Raw genomic sequence first — 16,709 nt, 5'->3', positions numbered from 1 at the left:
GGGCTGGGGCTGCGGGTGGCCGCGGCCGGGACGGCGTACGGGACCGGGGCGGGGCCCGGGCGGACCGGCGGGGTACGGCGTTACGCTGCGGATCATGCTTGTAGCCGCCGCAGTCTGCCCCTGTCCTCCGCTGCTCGTCCCCGAGGTCGCCGCCGGTGCGGCACCCGAGCTGGACGCCGCCCGTGCCGCCTGCACCGACGCGCTCGGTGTCCTCGCCGCGTCCCGTCCCGACCTGCTGGTGGTCGTCGGCCCCGCGGAGGAGAGCGGGCGCGGACGCCATCCGCAGGGCGCGCGCGGCTCCTTCGGCGGCTTCGGGGTCGACCTCGCCGTGCGCCTCGGCCTTCCGGAAGCGGGCGGCACCGCGACCGCCGCGGACGGTGTGAGCGGCGTGAACCCCGACGTGGACGGCGCGCACTCCGACGTGGACGGCGAGAGCCTCGCGTCCTCCGAGCGTGAACTGCCGTCCTCCCTCGCCGTCGCCGCCTGGCTGCTGGAGCGCACCGGCTGGTCCGACGCCCCGGTGGAGGGTCTGGGGGTCGGGGAGTCCCTGGACACCGAGCGGTGCGTCCGGGCCGGGGAGCGGATCGGCGAACGGGCCGGCCGCGTGGCCCTGCTGGTGATGGGGGACGCCGGCGCGTGCAGGACCCTCAAGGCCCCGGGCTATCTCGACGAGCGCGCCGAGGCCTTCGACGCTCAGGTCGCGCGGGCGCTCGCGGCGGCCGACGTCGGCGCCCTGAAAGCGCTGGACGCCTCTCTCGCGTACGAGCTGAAGGCCGCCGGGCGTGCCCCCTGGCAGGTCCTCGCGGGCGCGGCCGAGGGCGCGGGACTCGGCGGCGCCCTGCTCTACGACGACGCCCCCTACGGGGTGGGCTACCTCGTGGCGGCCTGGTCGTAGCCGCGACGGGCGGCGGCCCCGACGAGGAGGGCTCGGCGGGGCCGGCGCGCGGGTCGTTCAGGACGCGCGGGGCGTGTCCGGCGGGGGCGTGTCCGTGCCGTCGTCCTTGTGGGCGAGGCGGTCCACGGCGTCCTTCGCCTTGCCCGTACCCGTGTGGATCTTGTCGCTGTACTTGTGCTTGGTCTTCTCGTCGACCATCTTCGCGGCCTTGTCGAGCCCGTCGGCGACCTTGTCCCCGTGCTGCTGCGCGAGCCCGGAGACCTTGTCCTTCGCGGGCTCCAGCCTGGCTCTCAGATTGTCCATCAGACCCATGGTCCGCCTTCCCTCGCGCGGCAGTTACGTGGGGGAGCCCTTGCCGGCCTCGGTGTCGGCCGCCTCCGGCCTCCGGAGAAGCCGCTCAAAAACGCCCATATCAGCTCCATACGTTACTCGTGGGGGCGAAAGTCCGCGTTGCCCGTCGCGGGCCGCCGCGTGAACCGCGGCATCACGCGGCTCGTTGGAGGAGAGGCCCGCGGATTTGCGAGACTGGGGCAGTGAGCAGCACACCCCCCGCACCCCGGGTCATCGCCGTCGTCGGACCGACCGCGGCAGGAAAGTCCGATCTGGGCGTCTTCCTCGCCAGACGCCTCGGCGGCGAAGTCGTCAACGCCGACTCGATGCAGCTGTACCGCGGGATGGACATCGGCACCGCCAAGCTGACGCCCGCCGAGCGCGGCGGCGTCCCGCACCACCTGCTGGACATCTGGGACGTGACGGTCACCGCCAGCGTCGCCGAGTACCAGCGGCTGGCCCGCGCCCGGATCGACGCGCTGCTCGCCGAGGGCCGCTGGCCCGTCCTGGTGGGCGGCTCCGGACTGTACGTCCGCGGAGCCGTCGACAAGATGGAGTTCCCCGGCACCGACCCGGCCGTGCGCGCCCGTCTGGAGGAGGAGCTCGCCCTGCGCGGCCCGGGCGCCCTGCACGCGCGGCTCGCCATGTCCGACCCCGGCGCCGCCCGGGCGATCCTGCCCAGCAACGGCCGTCGCATCGTCCGTGCCCTCGAGGTCATCGAGATCACCGGCAAGCCCTTCACCGCCAACCTGCCGGGCCACGACTCCGTGTACGACACCCTCCAGATCGGAGTCGACGTGGCGCGCCCCGAGCTGGACGAGCGCATCGCGCGCCGGGTGGACCGGATGTGGGACGCCGGACTCGTGGACGAGGTCCGCGCGCTGGAGGCGCAAGGACTGCGCGCCGGGCGCACGGCGTCCCGGGCGCTCGGATACCAGCAGGTGCTCGCGGCGCTCGCCGGGGAGTGCACCGAGGACGACGCCCGAGCCGAGACCGTTCGCGCCACCAAGCGCTTCGCGCGCCGTCAGGATTCATGGTTCCGGCGCGACCCCAGGGTGCATTGGCTCAGTGGGGCTGCGACCGATCTCACGGAACTTCCGGAACTCGCACTGGCGTTGGTCGAACGACCGGTCACAGCCTGATCACGTCATGGCATCGGGACGCTCCGGCCGTCATCCGGGCCTCCGGCGCCGTGCCATCATCAAGCTTCGATCGACCAGTGAAGTCCGAGTTGGGAGGGCGCGTGGCGATGGAGGCCGGCCCTCGCGACACCGCACGAGGCGCTGAATACGGCGCTGATCGGGACGGAGTTCGTCTGAGCATCGATCCGGACGCCGACCCCGGCGTCGAGCCGGAGCTGGGCGGAGATCGCCTGAGCTCCGACGGCCCCGAGGACACCCCCGGCGGGGTGATCGCCGACGGCCCGGGCCCCGGCGAGATGTCCCCCGAGCCGGAGGTCGAGGTCGAGCTGCGCCCGCAGCGTCTGCTGCGCATCTGGCAGCTCGCGCCGATCGTGGCGCTGGCCGCGACGGGTTCCCTGATGTTCGCCTTCCCGCTCGCCTTCGAGTTCGGTGACGGCGGTGCCGTGGTCGCCATGCTCGGACTGCTGATCTGCCTGTGCGCCGCCGGCTGGGGCATGATGGCCGCCCGCCGCGTCGGCTACGCGCTCCCCGGCCTCCCGCCGCGCGGCTCCGGCCGACGTGCCGACTGGCGGGTGGTGCTCGCGTACGTCGTGATCGTCGCCGCCGTGGCCGTGCTCGCCGTCGGACGCGTGGCCCGGCTGCGCTGACCCCCGGGTCAGTTCGCCCCCCCCGGGTCAGCTCGCCCCCCCGGGGTCAGCTCGCCCCCGGGCCCGCACGTCCCGTCGACTCGCTCCTTCGCCGGCTCGCGCCCCCGTGCCGCTCGGACGGCCGCGGCGACCCCGTACGATCGAGGAATGAGCACGCGGATCGCCTTCCTCAAGGGCCACGGGACCGAGAACGACTTCGTGATCATCCCGGACCCGGAGAACGTCGTCGACCTCCCTCCCGCCGCCGTCGCCGCCCTGTGCGACCGCCGCGCGGGCATCGGCGGCGACGGTCTGCTGCACGTCGTGCGGTCCGCCGAGCACCCCGACGCCAAGGGGATGGCGGCCGAGGCGGAGTGGTTCATGGACTACCGCAACGGCGACGGTTCGATCGCCGAGATGTGCGGCAACGGAGTGCGGGTGTTCGCGCACTACCTCCACCGCGCCGGGCATGTGTCCGAAGGAGACATCGCGGTCGCCACACGCGGTGGCGTGAAGCCCGTGCACATCGCCAAGGACGGCGACATCACCGTGGGCATGGGCAAGGCGCTCCTCCCCGAGGGAGAGGTCACCGTCAGCGTCGGCGGGCGCAGCTGGCCCGCGCGCAATGTGAACATGGGCAACCCGCACGCGGTCGCCTTCGTGGAGGACCTCGCGCACGCCGGTGATCTGTTCGCACCGCCGCCGTTCGCCCCGGCGGCGGCCTATCCGGACGGGGTCAACGTCGAGTTCGTCGTCGACCGGGGACCGGGCCATGTCGCCCTGCGGGTCCATGAACGCGGCTCCGGCGAGACCCGCTCCTGCGGCACGGGGGCGTGCGCCGTGGCCGTCGCCACCGCCCGCCGCGACGACGCCGACCCCGCCGTGACCGGCACCCCGGTGACGTACACCGTGGACGTGCCCGGCGGACGCCTCGTCATCACCGAACGCCCGGACGGCGAGATCGAGATGACGGGCCCGGCGGTGATCGTCGCCGAGGGCGAGATCGACGCGGAGTGGCTGGCCGCCGCACCGCGCTGAGCCGCGCGGCGGCACCGGGCCTCCCAGCGGTCCGACGCCGCTCCGGCCGCGGGACCGACGTCGTACGTCCTTGCCGTACCTTCCAGGAAATCGAAACCGTAAACCCCAAAACCTTCGCTCGAATGGGTGATCCGTTTCACGCTCGCCGAGAGACGGTCTGCCGGGCGTGGTGGGGTCGGTAGCATCAAGCACCGGCCCGGACGGGGGATCGACACCATCTCCTGAGCCGAGTTCGCCATGGGGCACCCGTCCGCCGGTCTGACGCAGCCGGAGGTGCCCATGAGTGCGGAGGCGACGAATCCCGCCACGCCAGGCCCCGTAACGCCCGCCGTCCAGCACACGGCGGACCTGGAGCCCGGAGTGCCCCCGGCGCACCGCAAGAAGGCGCGGCCCCGGATCGATCTGCGCCGGCTCGGGCGGGCCGCACTGCTCGGGCCCGCGGCCCGCGACCGGCTGCCGGACGCGATCGGGCATGTGGCCGAGGCCCACCGCGCCCACCACCCCGACGCCAAACTGGAGCCCCTGCGCAGGGCGTGGGTCCTCGCGGAGTCCTCGCACCGCGGCCAGATGCGCAAGAGCGGCGAGCCGTACATCACCCACCCGCTCGCCGTGACCCTGATCCTCGCCGAACTGGGCGCCGAGACCACGACGTTGACCGCCTCCCTGCTGCACGACACCGTCGAGGACACGGAAGTGACGCTCGATCAGGTCCGCGAGGAGTTCGGCGACGAGGTCTGCTATCTGGTAGACGGCGTCACCAAGCTGGAGAAGGTCGACTACGGCGCCGCGGCCGAACCCGAGACCTTCCGCAAGATGCTGGTCGCGACGGGCAACGACGTCCGGGTCATGTCGATCAAACTCGCGGACCGGCTGCACAACATGCGGACCCTCGGCGTCATGCGCCCCGAGAAACAGGCGCGTATCGCCAAGGTGACCCGGGACGTGCTCATCCCGCTGGCCGAGCGCCTCGGCGTGCAGGCACTCAAGACCGAACTGGAAGACCTCGTCTTCGCGATCCTGCATCCCGAGGAGTACGAGCACACCCGGGAGCTCATCTCCGAGAACGCGGGCCGCGCGGGCGACCCCCTCGCGGAGATCGCCGAGGAGGTGCGCACGGTCCTGCGCGACGCCGGGATCCAGGCCGAAGTCCTCATAAGGCCGCGGCACTTCGTCTCCGTGCACCGGGTGTCGCGCAAGCGCGGCCCGATGCGCGGCGCCGACTTCGGACGCCTTCTGGTGCTCGTGAACGAGGACGCCGACTGTTACGGCGTCCTCGGTGAACTGCACACCTGTCTCACCCCGGTGGTCTCGGAGTTCAAGGACTTCATCGCCGTCCCCAAGTTCAACCTGTACCAGTCGCTGCACACGGCGGTCACCCGCGGCGACGGCCAGGTCGCCGAAGTCCTCATCCGCACCCACCAGATGCACAAGGTCGCCGAGGCCGGAGTGATCGCGCTCGGCAATCCCTACGCTCCGCCGTCGGAGGAGCAGCCGGACGGCGGCGGCGAGCGCTCCTTCGACGGCGAGCGCGCCGACCCCACCCGGCCCGGCTGGCTCTCCCGGCTGCTCGACTGGCAGCAGGGCGCCCCGGACCCGGACACCTTCTGGTCGACCCTGCGCGAAGACCTCGCCCAGGACCGGGAGATCACCGTCTTCCGCGCCGACGGAGGCTCGCTCGGCCTTCCGGAGGGCGCCAGTTGCGTCGACGCGGCCTACGAGCAGTACGGCGAGGACGCCCACGCCTGTATCGGTGCCCGCGTCAACGGCCGCCTGGCGACGCTGAGTACGGTCCTGAGAGACGGCGACACCGTGCAGCTGCTCATGGGCCAGGACCCCGCCTCCGAGCCGTCCAGGGAGTGGCTGGAGCACGCGCACACCCCCGCCGCGCGGATCGCGATCCAGCGCTGGATGGCCACCCACCCCGCACCCGGCGACGAGGAGGCCGCCAAGGCCTCCGCCACCGGCCCCCGCCCGTCCCCCGCGGTCCCGCCCCGCCCCGCCGACACGCAGGCCGCCCGCGCCGCCGGGGCGCAGACCGCCCGTCCGGCCAGCGCCGTCGCCGACCTGCCCGGCGCGTCCGTCCGCATGGCCGGCTGCTGCACGCCCGTGCCGCCCGACGAGGTCACCGGCTTCGCCGTCCGCGGGGGAGTGGTCACCGTGCACCGCGTCGAGTGCGCCGGAGCGGACCGCATGAAGAGCGCGGGACGCCCGGAGGTGGGCGTCAGCTGGGGGGACACCACCGAGTGCCGCGTCACCCTGGTCGCCGAGTCGTTCGGACGCCCGCACCTGCTCGCCGACCTCACCGAGGCCATCGCGGCGGAGGGGGTCGCCATCGTCTCCGCGACCGTCGAACCCCCGAGCCAGCAGCGGGTGCGCCACACGTACACCCTCCAACTCCCGGACGCGGCCCACCTCCCGGGCCTGATGCGCGCGATGCGCAACGTGCCCGGCGTGTACGACGTGAGCCGCCCCCAGCATCCGGCGACCGCGGCCCAGTAGCCGGGCGACGACCCGCGGGGCCGCGACCGGTACGGGCAGGCCGGGTGACTGTGAGCCAGGGCGTGGACCGACAGCCGCCGACTGTGGCGTGTGACGGTCGCTCAGGGAAAGCCGGCCCCCGCCCGACGGATCACATGATGGTGACTCAGGGGTCCGCCGGAGCACGCCAGATCGTGTGACGACCACTCAGGAGACGGCAGCCGACCGGCAGGGAAGTGTCCGGATCAGGCCACCCGCGCGCTGCCCCCAATGAGCCCCGGCGCCTACCCGTTCGGGTGGGCCGGGTGCGAGTCGCCCGCGCGGGACCGGTGTGCGCTGGTAGCCGTGGTCCATGCCGCTCAACGCCACCCCCACGCCCGCACGCCCGAGGAGCCGCCGCGTCGCGGCGGCCCTGCTCGCCTCGGCCGTCTCCGTCTGTCTGATCGCCGCGAGCGCCCCGGACCCGGCCGTGCCCCTGGGAGTCGGCGATCGCCTCTTCCCCACCCTCGGCAACCCCGGGTACGACGTCGAGTCGTACGACCTCGACTTCACCTACCCGGGCAGCAACGACAAGCCGCTGACGGCCGTCACCACGATCGACGCGCTGACCACCGAGCCGCTCGACCGCGTCAACCTCGACTTCGCGCACGGAACCGTCCGGTCCGTCGATGTCAACGGAAGCCCCGCCCGCTTCACGAAGGCCGGCGAGGACCTGGTGGTGACCCCGGCCGAACGGCTGCCCGCCGGGTTCCCGCTGCGCATCACCGTGCGGCACACCAGCGACCCGGTGAGCGCGAAGGGCCAGGACGGCGGCTGGGTACGGACCAAGGACGGACTCGCGATGGCCGGTCAGGCCGACGCCGCGCACCTCGTCTACCCGTGCAACGACCACCCCTCCGACAAGGCCCTGTTCACGATCCACGTCACGGCCCCCGACCGGTACACGGTCGTCGCCAACGGACTGCCCGAGGGCACCCGCCGCGCGCGCGGGGCCACGACCTGGACGTACCGGACCGAGCACCCCATGGCCACCGAACTGACCCAGGTGTCCATCGGCCGCTCCGCCGTGCTGCACCGGCGGGGGCCGCACGGACTGCCCGTACGGGACGTGATCCCCAGCGCCGACAAGGCGGCGCTCGAACCGTGGCTGCGCAAGACCCCCGGCCAGATCGCCTGGATGGAGAGCAAGGTCGGGCCGTACCCCTTCGAGACCTACGGGCTGCTGATGGCCCAGGCGCAGACCGGCTTCGAGCTGGAGACGCAGACGCTGTCGCTCTTCGAGAAGGAGCTGTTCACCCAGCCCGCCTACCCGAAGTGGTACGTCGACTCGATCATGGTGCACGAGCTGTCCCACCAGTGGTTCGGCGACAGCGTCACCCCGCGCACCTGGTCGGACGTGTGGCTCAACGAAGGGCACGCCACCTGGTACGAAGCCCTGTACGCCGAGGAGAAGGCGCACAAGCCCATGGAGAAGCGGATGAAGGCCGCCTACCGGCTGTCCGACTCCTGGCGTGCCGCGGGCGGGCCGCCCGCCAGGCCCAAGGGACCCAAGCCCGGCCAGAAGATCAGCATCTTCCGTCCGAACGTCTACGACGGAGCGGCCCTGGCCCTGTACGCGCTGCGCCAGGAGATCGGGCATCGGGCCTTCGAGCGCCTGGAGCGCACGTGGGTGAGCGTCAACCGCGACGGTGTGGCCTCGACGGCCGACTTCGTGGACCTCGCCTCCGCCGTCGCCGCCCGCGATCTGCGCGGGTTCTTCAAGGCGTGGCTGTACGGCGCGAAGACCCCGCCGATGCCGGGACACCCGGCCTGGAGGAGCGACGCCCCGAAGGCACTCAAGAGCAGGTGAGGACGCGGTACGGGAGGACGCCCGGAGTGGCCGACGGGTCACCGTGCGTCACCTCATCCGCGTGTCCGGTGGGAACGTCACGTCGCCTGATCCGCGTGTCCGGCGGGTCACGATAAGTCGCGTGACGTGCCCCACCACACCGTGGGACCATCTTCGAGCCGGTGGCACCGCCCCCTTCGGAGGGTTGGCCGGACCGGAACCGGGAATCTCCCGGAGGTCGTGGACGTTGTTCCCTTCGTGGGGCGGCATCCGTCGGCCCGCAGCTCATCCCCTCTACGTAAGGATCCAATGACCTCCTCTTCTTCCCCTTCCCAGGACGCGCAGACCTCCGCGCAGAACCACCCCGAAGGTCTTCGGGCCGATGCCCTGATGGAAGAGGACGTCGCCTGGAGCCACGAGATCGACGGAGACCGGGACGGCGAGCAGTTCGAACGCTCCGAGCGCGCGGCCCTGCGCCGCGTGGCGGGCCTCTCCACCGAGCTCGAGGACGTCACCGAGGTCGAGTACCGACAGCTCCGCCTGGAGCGCGTCGTCCTCGTCGGTGTCTGGACCTCGGGAACCATCAAGGACGCCGACAACTCGCTGGCCGAGCTGGCCGCCCTCGCGGAGACCGCGGGAGCGCTCGTGCTCGACGGCGTCGTCCAGCGCCGCGACAAGCCCGACGCGGCCACGTACATCGGTTCCGGCAAGGCCAACGAACTCCGGGACATCGTCATCGAGACGGGCGCGGACACCGTGATCTGCGACGGTGAGCTGAGCCCCGGCCAGCTGATCCACCTCGAGGACGTCGTCAAGGTCAAGGTCATCGACCGCACCGCCCTGATCCTCGACATCTTCGCCCAGCACGCCAAGTCCCGTGAGGGCAAGGCGCAGGTGGCGCTCGCGCAGATGCAGTACATGCTGCCGAGGCTGCGAGGCTGGGGTCAGTCGCTGTCCCGTCAGATGGGCGGCGGCAAGGGCGGCGGCCTCGCCACCCGTGGTCCCGGTGAGACCAAGATCGAGACGGACCGGCGCCGTATCCGCGAGAAGATGGCGAAGATGCGCCGGGAGATCGCGGAGATGAAGACCGGCCGCGAGATCAAGCGCCAGGAGCGCCGCCGGAACAAGGTGCCCTCGGTCGCCATCGCCGGTTACACCAACGCCGGCAAGTCGTCCCTGCTCAACCGCCTCACGGGCGCGGGCGTCCTCGTCGAGAACGCGCTGTTCGCGACCCTCGACCCGACCGTGCGCCGGGCCGAGACCCCGAGCGGGCGGCTGTACACCCTGGTCGACACCGTCGGTTTCGTCCGGCATCTGCCGCACCACCTGGTCGAGGCGTTCCGCTCCACCATGGAGGAGGTCGGCAACTCCGACCTGATCCTGCACGTCGTGGACGGTTCGCACCCGGCACCGGAGGAGCAGCTGGCGGCCGTGCGCGAGGTCATCACCGAGGTCGGCGCGACCAAGGTCCCCGAGATCGTGGTGATCAACAAGGCGGACGCGGCGGACCCGCTGGTGCTCCAGCGCCTGCTGCGGATCGAGAAGCGCTCCATCGCGGTCTCCGCGCGTACGGGCCAGGGCATGGACGAACTCCTCGCCCTGATCGACAACGAGCTGCCGCGCCCCTCGGTCGAGGTCGAGGCGCTCGTCCCGTACACGCACGGCAAGCTGGTCGCCCGTGCCCACACCGAGGGCGAGGTGATCTCCGAGGAGCACACCGAGGAGGGCACCCTGCTCAAGGCGCGGGTTCACGAGGAGCTCGCGGCGGACCTCGCTCCGTACGTCGCGTCACCGGCGCTCCGCTGACGCAGCCGGACCGGTCCGCCGGCAGGCGATCGCTCCGGACACGGCACGTGAAGGCCCGCCCCCTTTCGAGGGGGCGGGCCTTCGTCATGCCGTCGGTGCGAGGAGACTGGAGGGACCGGCAGGGAGAGTCGCCCGCCGGTCCGGCTCACGCCGGGCGCGTCACCGTCCCGCGAACTTCGCGCTCACCGAGTCGTAGACACCCTTGGCCACGGCGCCCAGCCGCGGACCCGCCAGCCAGCCGAACTTGACCGGGCCGATCGAGGTGTTGGACACCAGGGCCCGCTTGCCGTCCGAACCCGTGGCCACCCAGCCGCCGCCGGAGGAGCCGCCGGTCATCGTGCAGCCGATGCGGTACATCGTCGGGTCGGCCTGCGCGACCGACAGCCGGCCAGGCTTGTCCGTGCACTGGTACATCTTCTGGCCGTCGAACGGCGCCGCCGCCGGGTATCCGGTCGCCGTGATGCTCGACACCTTGGGCACGGCCGGAGCGTTGAAGTTCACCGGCAGCGCCGAACCGACCGTCTCCTCAAGAGACTTGCCGCCACTGCCCTTCTCCGGCGTCACATGCAGCACCGCGTAGTCGTACGAGGCTCCCTGGCCGCCCGTCGACCCGCCCCGCTCGATCCACTGGTCCGAGGTCTGCGCCCAGTCGCTCCACCACACGCCGTACGGAGCCACCTCCTGGCGCGGGGCGTTCTCCAGCTGCGCCTCGGTGCGGCCCTGGTCGTTGTAGGACGGGACGAAGGCGATGTTGCGGTACCAGCCGCCCTTCTTGCCCGCGTGCACACAGTGGCCCGCGGTCCACACGAGGTTGGACTTGCCCGGGTGCGCCGGGTCCTCGACCACCGTCGCCGAGCAGACCATCGTGCCCTCGGGGGAGTCGAAGAACACCTTGCCGGACTCGGGCACGTTCGCGTGGTACGACGTCTTGACGGCCTGCGCCGTCACCGGGGCCGGTTCCGGGTCGGTGACGCCCTGGTCACCGCTGAGGTCGTTGTCGTCGACGCCCTTGTTCTTGTCCGGGTCGTCGGCACGGCGCATACGGGCCGGGTCCCAGAGACCCTTGATGATCGGGTTGACGAAGTCGTCGGCCTGGCGCAGCCATTCGTCCTTGTCCCAGTTCTTCCAGGCGCCGCCCTTCCACTTGTCGATGTCGATGCCGTGCTCTTTGAGCTTGTTCTTGATGTCGTCGGGGATCTGGATCTTGCCGTCGCCGCCCTGGGAGGCGGTCGCGGTCGGCTCACCGCTCGCGGTGTCGGTGCCGCCCGAGTCGCAGGCGGTCGCCGTCAGTGTCAGGGCCGCGACGAGGCCGACGGCGGCCAGGGCGGGGGACGTTCTGCGGCGCGCGCTCCTGCCTCGACGGGCGGCGAAGGGCGGGCGTATGGATCGCATGGTGTAACTCCCCCTGCACGTATGGGAACTGTGCGGTGCGTCTGCGGGCATCTGAAGCGGTGCGTCCGGCAGGGCCGAACGGCATCACAGACTATGCGGTCGTCATCCGGGGTGCCCGACGGAACGGCAACGGTTCCGCTACGGGGGAGTGTCCGCGGTGGCCCACCGCGTTCTGACGGACGGTCACGAAGGAGGGGCCCCGGTCGGCCCCGGCAAAGAACCGGTAAGGAACCCGGAATTCACCCGCTTCTCAACGCGACCGGCGTCGTTGGTACGTACGGGGGGCCTGCCGTCTGCGTCCGGACCCTCCTGCCAACTCGCCTCTGAACAGCGGGAGGACCTGAAGTCGTGGCCGTGACCGAGTCAGCGGTGGTGCCGGTGGGGGCGCCAGGGGAGTCCGAGGAGGCGCGGGACACCGGCGCCGGAGCGGCCGCTCGGGCGCGCGCCGCGCACGAGGGCATCCTGCGGCGCCAGTCGGCGCGCGAATCGGCGGCCCGTACGTACGCGCGCGCCCTGCCGATCGTTCCCGTAAGGGCCCGCGGTCTGACGATCGAGGGTGCCGACGGGCGCCGCTATCTCGACTGCCTCTCCGGAGCCGGGACCCTGGCCCTCGGACACAACCACCCCGTCGTCCTCGAAGCCATCAGAAAGGTCCTCGACTCGGGGGCGCCCCTGCACGTCCTGGACCTCGCGACACCGGTCAAGGACGCCTTCACCACCGAGTTGTTCAGTACGCTTCCCCCGCGGTTCGCCGAGCGCGCGCGGGTCCAGTTCTGCGGACCGGCCGGGACGGACGCCGTGGAGGCCGCGTTCAAACTGGTGCGCACGGCCACCGGCCGCACCAGCATGCTCGCGTTCACCGGCGCCTATCACGGGATGACCGCGGGGGCGCTCGACGCGTCCGGCGGCGCGACCGACGTACGGGTGGCGCGTCTGCCCTATCCGCAGGACTACCGCTGCCCGTTCGGCATCGGCGGCGACCGCGGCGCGGAACTCGGCGCGCGCTGGACGGAGTCCCTCCTCGACGACACCAAATCGGGTGTCCCGCTCCCCGCCGGGATGATCCTCGAACTCGTCCAGGGCGAGGGTGGGGTCATTCCGGCGCCGGACGCCTGGACGCGGCGGATGCGCGAGATCACCCGGGACCGGTCCATCCCGCTGATCGTGGACGAGGTCCAGACGGGCGTGGGCCGCACCGGCGCCTTCTGGGCCGTGGAGCACAGCGGGATCACCCCGGACGTGATGGTGATGTCCAAGGCCATCGGCGGCAGCCTGCCGCTGGCCGTCGTCGTCTACCGCGACGACCTCGACGTCTGGCAGCCAGGCGCGCACGCCGGCACGTTCCGCGGCAACCAACTGGCCATGGCCGCGGGCACGGCCACCCTGGCGTACGTCCGCGAGCACGGCCTCGCCGAGCGTGCGGCGACCGTCGGGGCCCGCATGCAGGAGCAACTGCGCGCACTGGCCCGAGAGTTCCCCTGCGTCGGCGACGTACGCGGACGCGGGCTGATGATCGGCCTCGAACTCGTGGACCCCGAAGGGGCGCCGCATCCCGGACCCGACGGCCCCCTCCCCGCCGCCCCCGAACGCGCCGCCGCCGTCCAGCGGGAGTGCCTGCGCCGGGGGCTGATCGTGGAACTCGGCGGCCGCGGGTCGAGCGTCGTACGGCTGCTGCCGCCCCTGACCATCAGCGACGAGCAGGCGTCCGCCGTACTGGACCGGCTCGCGGACGCCGTGAGAGCGGTGAGCTCGGCGGGGCCCGTGGACCGGAGAGCCGGGAGAGACGCGGCACGGGGTGCCGAGAGTCCTCTGTGACCGCCCGGCCCCGCCACCGACCAGGAACGCAGCAGAGCCCGGCGCACCCCGGCTCCACCCCGGTCTCGTCACCGTACGAGCCCGAACGACCCGCAAGGAACCTCTCGTGAACGCCACCCCCGCCCCGGACAGCCCTCCCTTCCCGTACGAGCGAGCGGCCCTCGACACACCGCTCCCGCACCTGTCCGGACCGGAGTCCCTTCCCCGGCAGAAGGAGGCGGAGCGGGCACCCGAGGGACAGGGAGGGCCCACCGCCGACCGGCCGGGTGGGGCCGGGGCTGTCGCCTGGCTGCCGGACCTGGGCGAGGGCGCGACCGAGCTGCCGGAGCCGGGTGAGGGCGCCATCGAGCTGCCGGTGGTGGGCGAGACCGCCGGTGAGTTGCCGGTCCAGGGCGAGGGCGTCACCGAGCTGCCGGAGCCGAGCGAGAGTGCGGCCGAGCCTCCGGACCCGGGTGAAGCTGCCACTGAGCTCCCGGTCCCGGTCGAGGGGGTCACCGAGCTGCCGGTGGTGGGCGACGGTGTCACCGAACTGCCGGAGCCGGGCGAAGCCGTCACCGAGCTGCCCGACCCCGGCGAGGCCGACGCCGGCCGGACGGAGGCGGCGGAGCTGCTGGATCATCCCGACATCCGCAGGGCTGCGCAGGCGGCGGCGGTCGAGAATCTGCTGCGCTGCTGGGTACGGGAGAACAACCTGCCCGCTCCCCATGACGGCACCCTGCGCATCGCGCTGCCTGCCAGCGGTGCGACCCTGCTCGTGCCCGTCCACCACTGGTCCCCGGCCGGATGGCACCGCTTCGGGCGCCCCCTCCTCGCGGGTGCTCCCGAACAGGCGCCCGCCGTCGACGCGGTGACGGTCGCGGCCCTCCTCGCACGGCAGACGGGCCCCCGCGCCCAGGACAGGGACCCGGACGCGGAACCGAGTCACCAGGACAGCCCGGCCGGCGAAGGCACCGATCTCGTCGGCCGCGTCGCCGACTCGGTCCGGCGCACCGCGGTCTTCATCAGGGAACGCCGAGAGAGTCCCGCCGACCCGGCCGACCATTTCCTCGCCGCGGAACAGGCACTCCTCCTCGGCCACCCCCTGCACCCGACCCCGAAGGGACGCGACGGCCTCTCCGACGCGGAAAGCAGGCTCTACTCACCCGAGTCGCGCGGCTCCTTCCCCCTGCACTGGATGGCGGTCGCCCCCTCGGTCCTGGCCTCCGACTCGGCCTGGACCGAGCGCGGCCGCCCCGTGCCGGCCGAGCAGCTGACCCAGCGGCTGGCGGGGTCCGGCCTCCGCCTCCCGGACGGCTTCACCGCCGCACTGCCCCTGCACCCCTGGCAGATGCGCGAGATCCGGCACCGCCCGCGGACCGTGGCCCTCATGGACGCGGGACTGCTCCGCGACCTCGGTCCGCACGGCACCCCGTGGCATCCCACCTCCTCCGTCCGGACCGTCTACCGCTCCGGCGCCCCCGCGATGCTCAAACTGTCGCTGGGCCTGCGCATCACCAACTCCCGGCGTGAGAACCTCCGCAAGGAACTCCACCGCGGTGCGGAGGTCCACCGCCTGTTGCGCGGTGGCCTGTTCGCGCAGTGGCAGGCCGTCCACCCCGGCTTCGACATCGTCCGCGACCCGGCCTGGCTCGCCGTCGACGACCGGGACGGCCACCCGATCCCCGGGCTCGACGTGATGATCCGGCACAACCCGTTCGGGCCGGCGGACGACGTCGGCTGCGTCGCGGGGCTCGTCTCCCCCCGGCCGTACGCCCGCCCGGAGACGGGCGACCCGGCCGATCGCCACCCCGTGACGCGCTCCCGGCTCACCGAGATCGTCACCGGGCTCGCGGCCCGCACCGGCCGACCGCGCGGCGCCGTCGCCACCGAGTGGTTCCTGCGCTATCTCGAACAGGTCGTACGCCCCGTGCTCTGGCTGGACAGCGAGGCGGGCATCGCCCTGGAGGCGCACCAGCAGAACACCCTGCTCCGGCTGGACGCCGACGGCTGGCCCGCGGGCGGCCGCTACCGCGACAACCAGGGCTACTACTTCCGCGCGTCCCGGCGCGCGGAACTCGACCGCCGGCTGCCCGGCATCGGGGCGCGGAGCGACACGTTCGTCCCCGACGCGGTCACCGACGAACGCTTCGCCTACTACCTCGGCATCAACAACGTGTTCGGCCTCATCGGGGCCTTCGGCTCCCAACGGCTTGCCGACGAACGGCTGTTGCTCGCCGCCTTCCGGCGATTCCTCGTCGGCGTGGCCACCGGCCCGGCCCGGCTGCGCACACTACTGCCCGCCCTGCTGCTCGACTCGCCCGTCCTGCGCTGCAAGGCCAACCTGCTGACCCGGCTGCACGGACTCGACGAGCTCGTCGGTCCCGTCGACACCCAGTCCGTCTACGTCACCATCTCCAACCCCCTTCATTCCTGATGTCCCATCCCGTTCACCCCTGAGGTCCGGCTCCCCCCCATCCCCGGGGAACGTGACCCACCCCGTCTCCCGAGAGGAGCGTCGTCGTGCCTCCCACCGATGAGAGCACCGACCCCGGCACCGGCACGGACTGCGAGGACACGCTCGACCTGCGCCTTTCCGAAGAACTGATCGCCCTGTTCGCGGCGGGCTCCGGATCGGGGGACGAGACCGGGGAAGGGGCTTCGGGGGGAGTCCCGGGCAGATCCGCGGAGGGCGCCGCGGACAGGGCGTCCGACGGGGGCGATCTGCTCGACCGCGTCGGCGGCTGGGGGCCGGCCAAGACACCCGCGGGCGTCCTCCAGCTCGTCCCGGTGCGTGCCGGCCGCGACCTGGCGCTCGTGCACCGGTGGATGAACGATCCCGCCGTCGCGGAGTTCTGGGAGCTGGCGGGACCCGAGGCCGTGGTCGAGGAACATCTGCTCCGGCAGCTCGACGGCGACGGACGAAGCGTCCCGTGCCTCGGAGTGCTGGACGGCGTCCCGATGAGCTACTGGGAGATCTACCGCGCGGATCTCGACCCCCTGGCGCGCCACTACCCCGCCCGGCCCCACGACACCGGGATCCACCTCCTCATCGGCGGGGTCGCCGACCGCGGGCGCGGTCTCGGCTCCACCTTGCTCAGAGCCGTCGCCGATCACGTACTGGACAGGCGTCCCGCGTGCGCCCGTGTCGTCGCCGAACCCGACCTGCGCAACACCCCCTCCGTCTCCGCGTTCCTGAGCGGGGGCTTCCGCTACTCCGCCGAGGTCGAGCTGCCCGGCAAGCGAGCGGCGCTCATGATCCGGGACCGGTCCCTGCGCGAGCTGTTGTAGAGCCGCCGCCCCGGTCCGCAGGCCGATCGCCCCGACCCGGTTCCCCGCCGAGGAGTCCCCGTGTCCCCTTCCTCCACCGCCCCGGCCGTCCG

General features: G+C 72.5%; 12 protein-coding genes. 10 read left to right on the top strand and 2 right to left on the bottom strand.

Annotation, left to right across the window (positions count from 1 at the left end):
* Nucleotides 1-94: 94 nt before the first annotated feature.
* Complete coding sequence (locus tag ACZ4AA_RS15420; RefSeq protein WP_467601282.1) at nucleotides 95-895, top strand: class III extradiol dioxygenase subunit B-like domain-containing protein; 801 nt, start codon at nucleotides 95-97, stop codon at nucleotides 893-895.
* A gap of 57 nt (nucleotides 896-952) precedes the next feature.
* On the opposite strand, the gene ACZ4AA_RS15415 is transcribed toward ACZ4AA_RS15420, so the two are convergent.
* Nucleotides 953-1,207 (bottom strand): antitoxin, encoded by a 255-nt coding sequence (locus tag ACZ4AA_RS15415; RefSeq protein WP_467601280.1) that lies wholly within the window; start codon nucleotides 1,205-1,207, stop codon nucleotides 953-955.
* A gap of 221 nt (nucleotides 1,208-1,428) precedes the next feature.
* Between ACZ4AA_RS15415 and miaA the strand changes: the two genes are divergently transcribed.
* The 6 genes from miaA (at nucleotide 1,429) to hflX (ending at nucleotide 10,143) form a co-directional block, all read left to right on the top strand.
* The gene (gene miaA, locus ACZ4AA_RS15410; RefSeq protein WP_467601277.1) at nucleotides 1,429-2,367 is read left to right on the top strand and encodes a tRNA (adenosine(37)-N6)-dimethylallyltransferase MiaA; all 939 of its coding nucleotides are present in this window, start codon (nucleotides 1,429-1,431) and stop codon (nucleotides 2,365-2,367) included.
* A gap of 107 nt (nucleotides 2,368-2,474) precedes the next feature.
* The gene (locus tag ACZ4AA_RS15405; protein WP_467601374.1) at nucleotides 2,475-3,014 is read left to right on the top strand and encodes a hypothetical protein; all 540 of its coding nucleotides are present in this window, start codon (nucleotides 2,475-2,477) and stop codon (nucleotides 3,012-3,014) included.
* 147 nt (nucleotides 3,015-3,161) lie between these two features.
* Complete coding sequence (gene dapF / locus ACZ4AA_RS15400; protein WP_467601275.1) at nucleotides 3,162-4,031, top strand: diaminopimelate epimerase; 870 nt, start codon at nucleotides 3,162-3,164, stop codon at nucleotides 4,029-4,031.
* Between the two features lie 279 nt (nucleotides 4,032-4,310).
* Nucleotides 4,311-6,530: a RelA/SpoT family protein gene (locus tag ACZ4AA_RS15395; RefSeq protein ID WP_467601273.1), complete on the top strand. Its 2,220-nt coding sequence runs from the start codon at nucleotides 4,311-4,313 to the stop codon at nucleotides 6,528-6,530.
* A gap of 331 nt (nucleotides 6,531-6,861) precedes the next feature.
* A complete protein-coding gene (locus ACZ4AA_RS15390) occupies nucleotides 6,862-8,358 on the top strand; it encodes a M1 family metallopeptidase (protein WP_467601271.1) in 1,497 nt (498 codons plus the stop codon).
* A 288-nt stretch (nucleotides 8,359-8,646) separates the two neighbouring features.
* Nucleotides 8,647-10,143, top strand: coding sequence for a GTPase HflX (gene hflX / locus ACZ4AA_RS15385; RefSeq protein WP_467601269.1), 1,497 nt, complete (start codon nucleotides 8,647-8,649; stop codon nucleotides 10,141-10,143).
* A gap of 159 nt (nucleotides 10,144-10,302) precedes the next feature.
* On the opposite strand, the gene ACZ4AA_RS15380 is transcribed toward hflX, so the two are convergent.
* Nucleotides 10,303-11,535 carry a trypsin-like serine peptidase gene (locus ACZ4AA_RS15380; RefSeq protein WP_467601267.1) on the bottom strand — a complete coding sequence of 411 codons (1,233 nt, stop codon included), beginning with the start codon at nucleotides 11,533-11,535 and terminating at the stop codon, nucleotides 10,303-10,305.
* A 348-nt stretch (nucleotides 11,536-11,883) separates the two neighbouring features.
* Between ACZ4AA_RS15380 and ACZ4AA_RS15375 the strand changes: the two genes are divergently transcribed.
* From ACZ4AA_RS15375 to ACZ4AA_RS15365, 3 genes are all read left to right on the top strand, one after another.
* Nucleotides 11,884-13,350 (top strand): diaminobutyrate--2-oxoglutarate transaminase family protein, encoded by a 1,467-nt coding sequence (locus ACZ4AA_RS15375; protein WP_467601265.1) that lies wholly within the window; start codon nucleotides 11,884-11,886, stop codon nucleotides 13,348-13,350.
* Between the two features lie 379 nt (nucleotides 13,351-13,729).
* The gene (locus ACZ4AA_RS15370; RefSeq protein ID WP_467601372.1) at nucleotides 13,730-15,763 is read left to right on the top strand and encodes an IucA/IucC family protein; all 2,034 of its coding nucleotides are present in this window, start codon (nucleotides 13,730-13,732) and stop codon (nucleotides 15,761-15,763) included.
* 86 nt (nucleotides 15,764-15,849) lie between these two features.
* A complete protein-coding gene (locus ACZ4AA_RS15365) occupies nucleotides 15,850-16,617 on the top strand; it encodes a GNAT family N-acetyltransferase (protein WP_467601263.1) in 768 nt (255 codons plus the stop codon).
* Nucleotides 16,618-16,709 lie beyond the last annotated feature (92 nt).

It is taken from the genome of Streptomyces sp. NPDC024698, from assembly GCF_055559015.1.
Note: the sequence above shows the minus strand (reverse complement) of the source record. Positions and strands in the feature narration are given on the sequence as shown.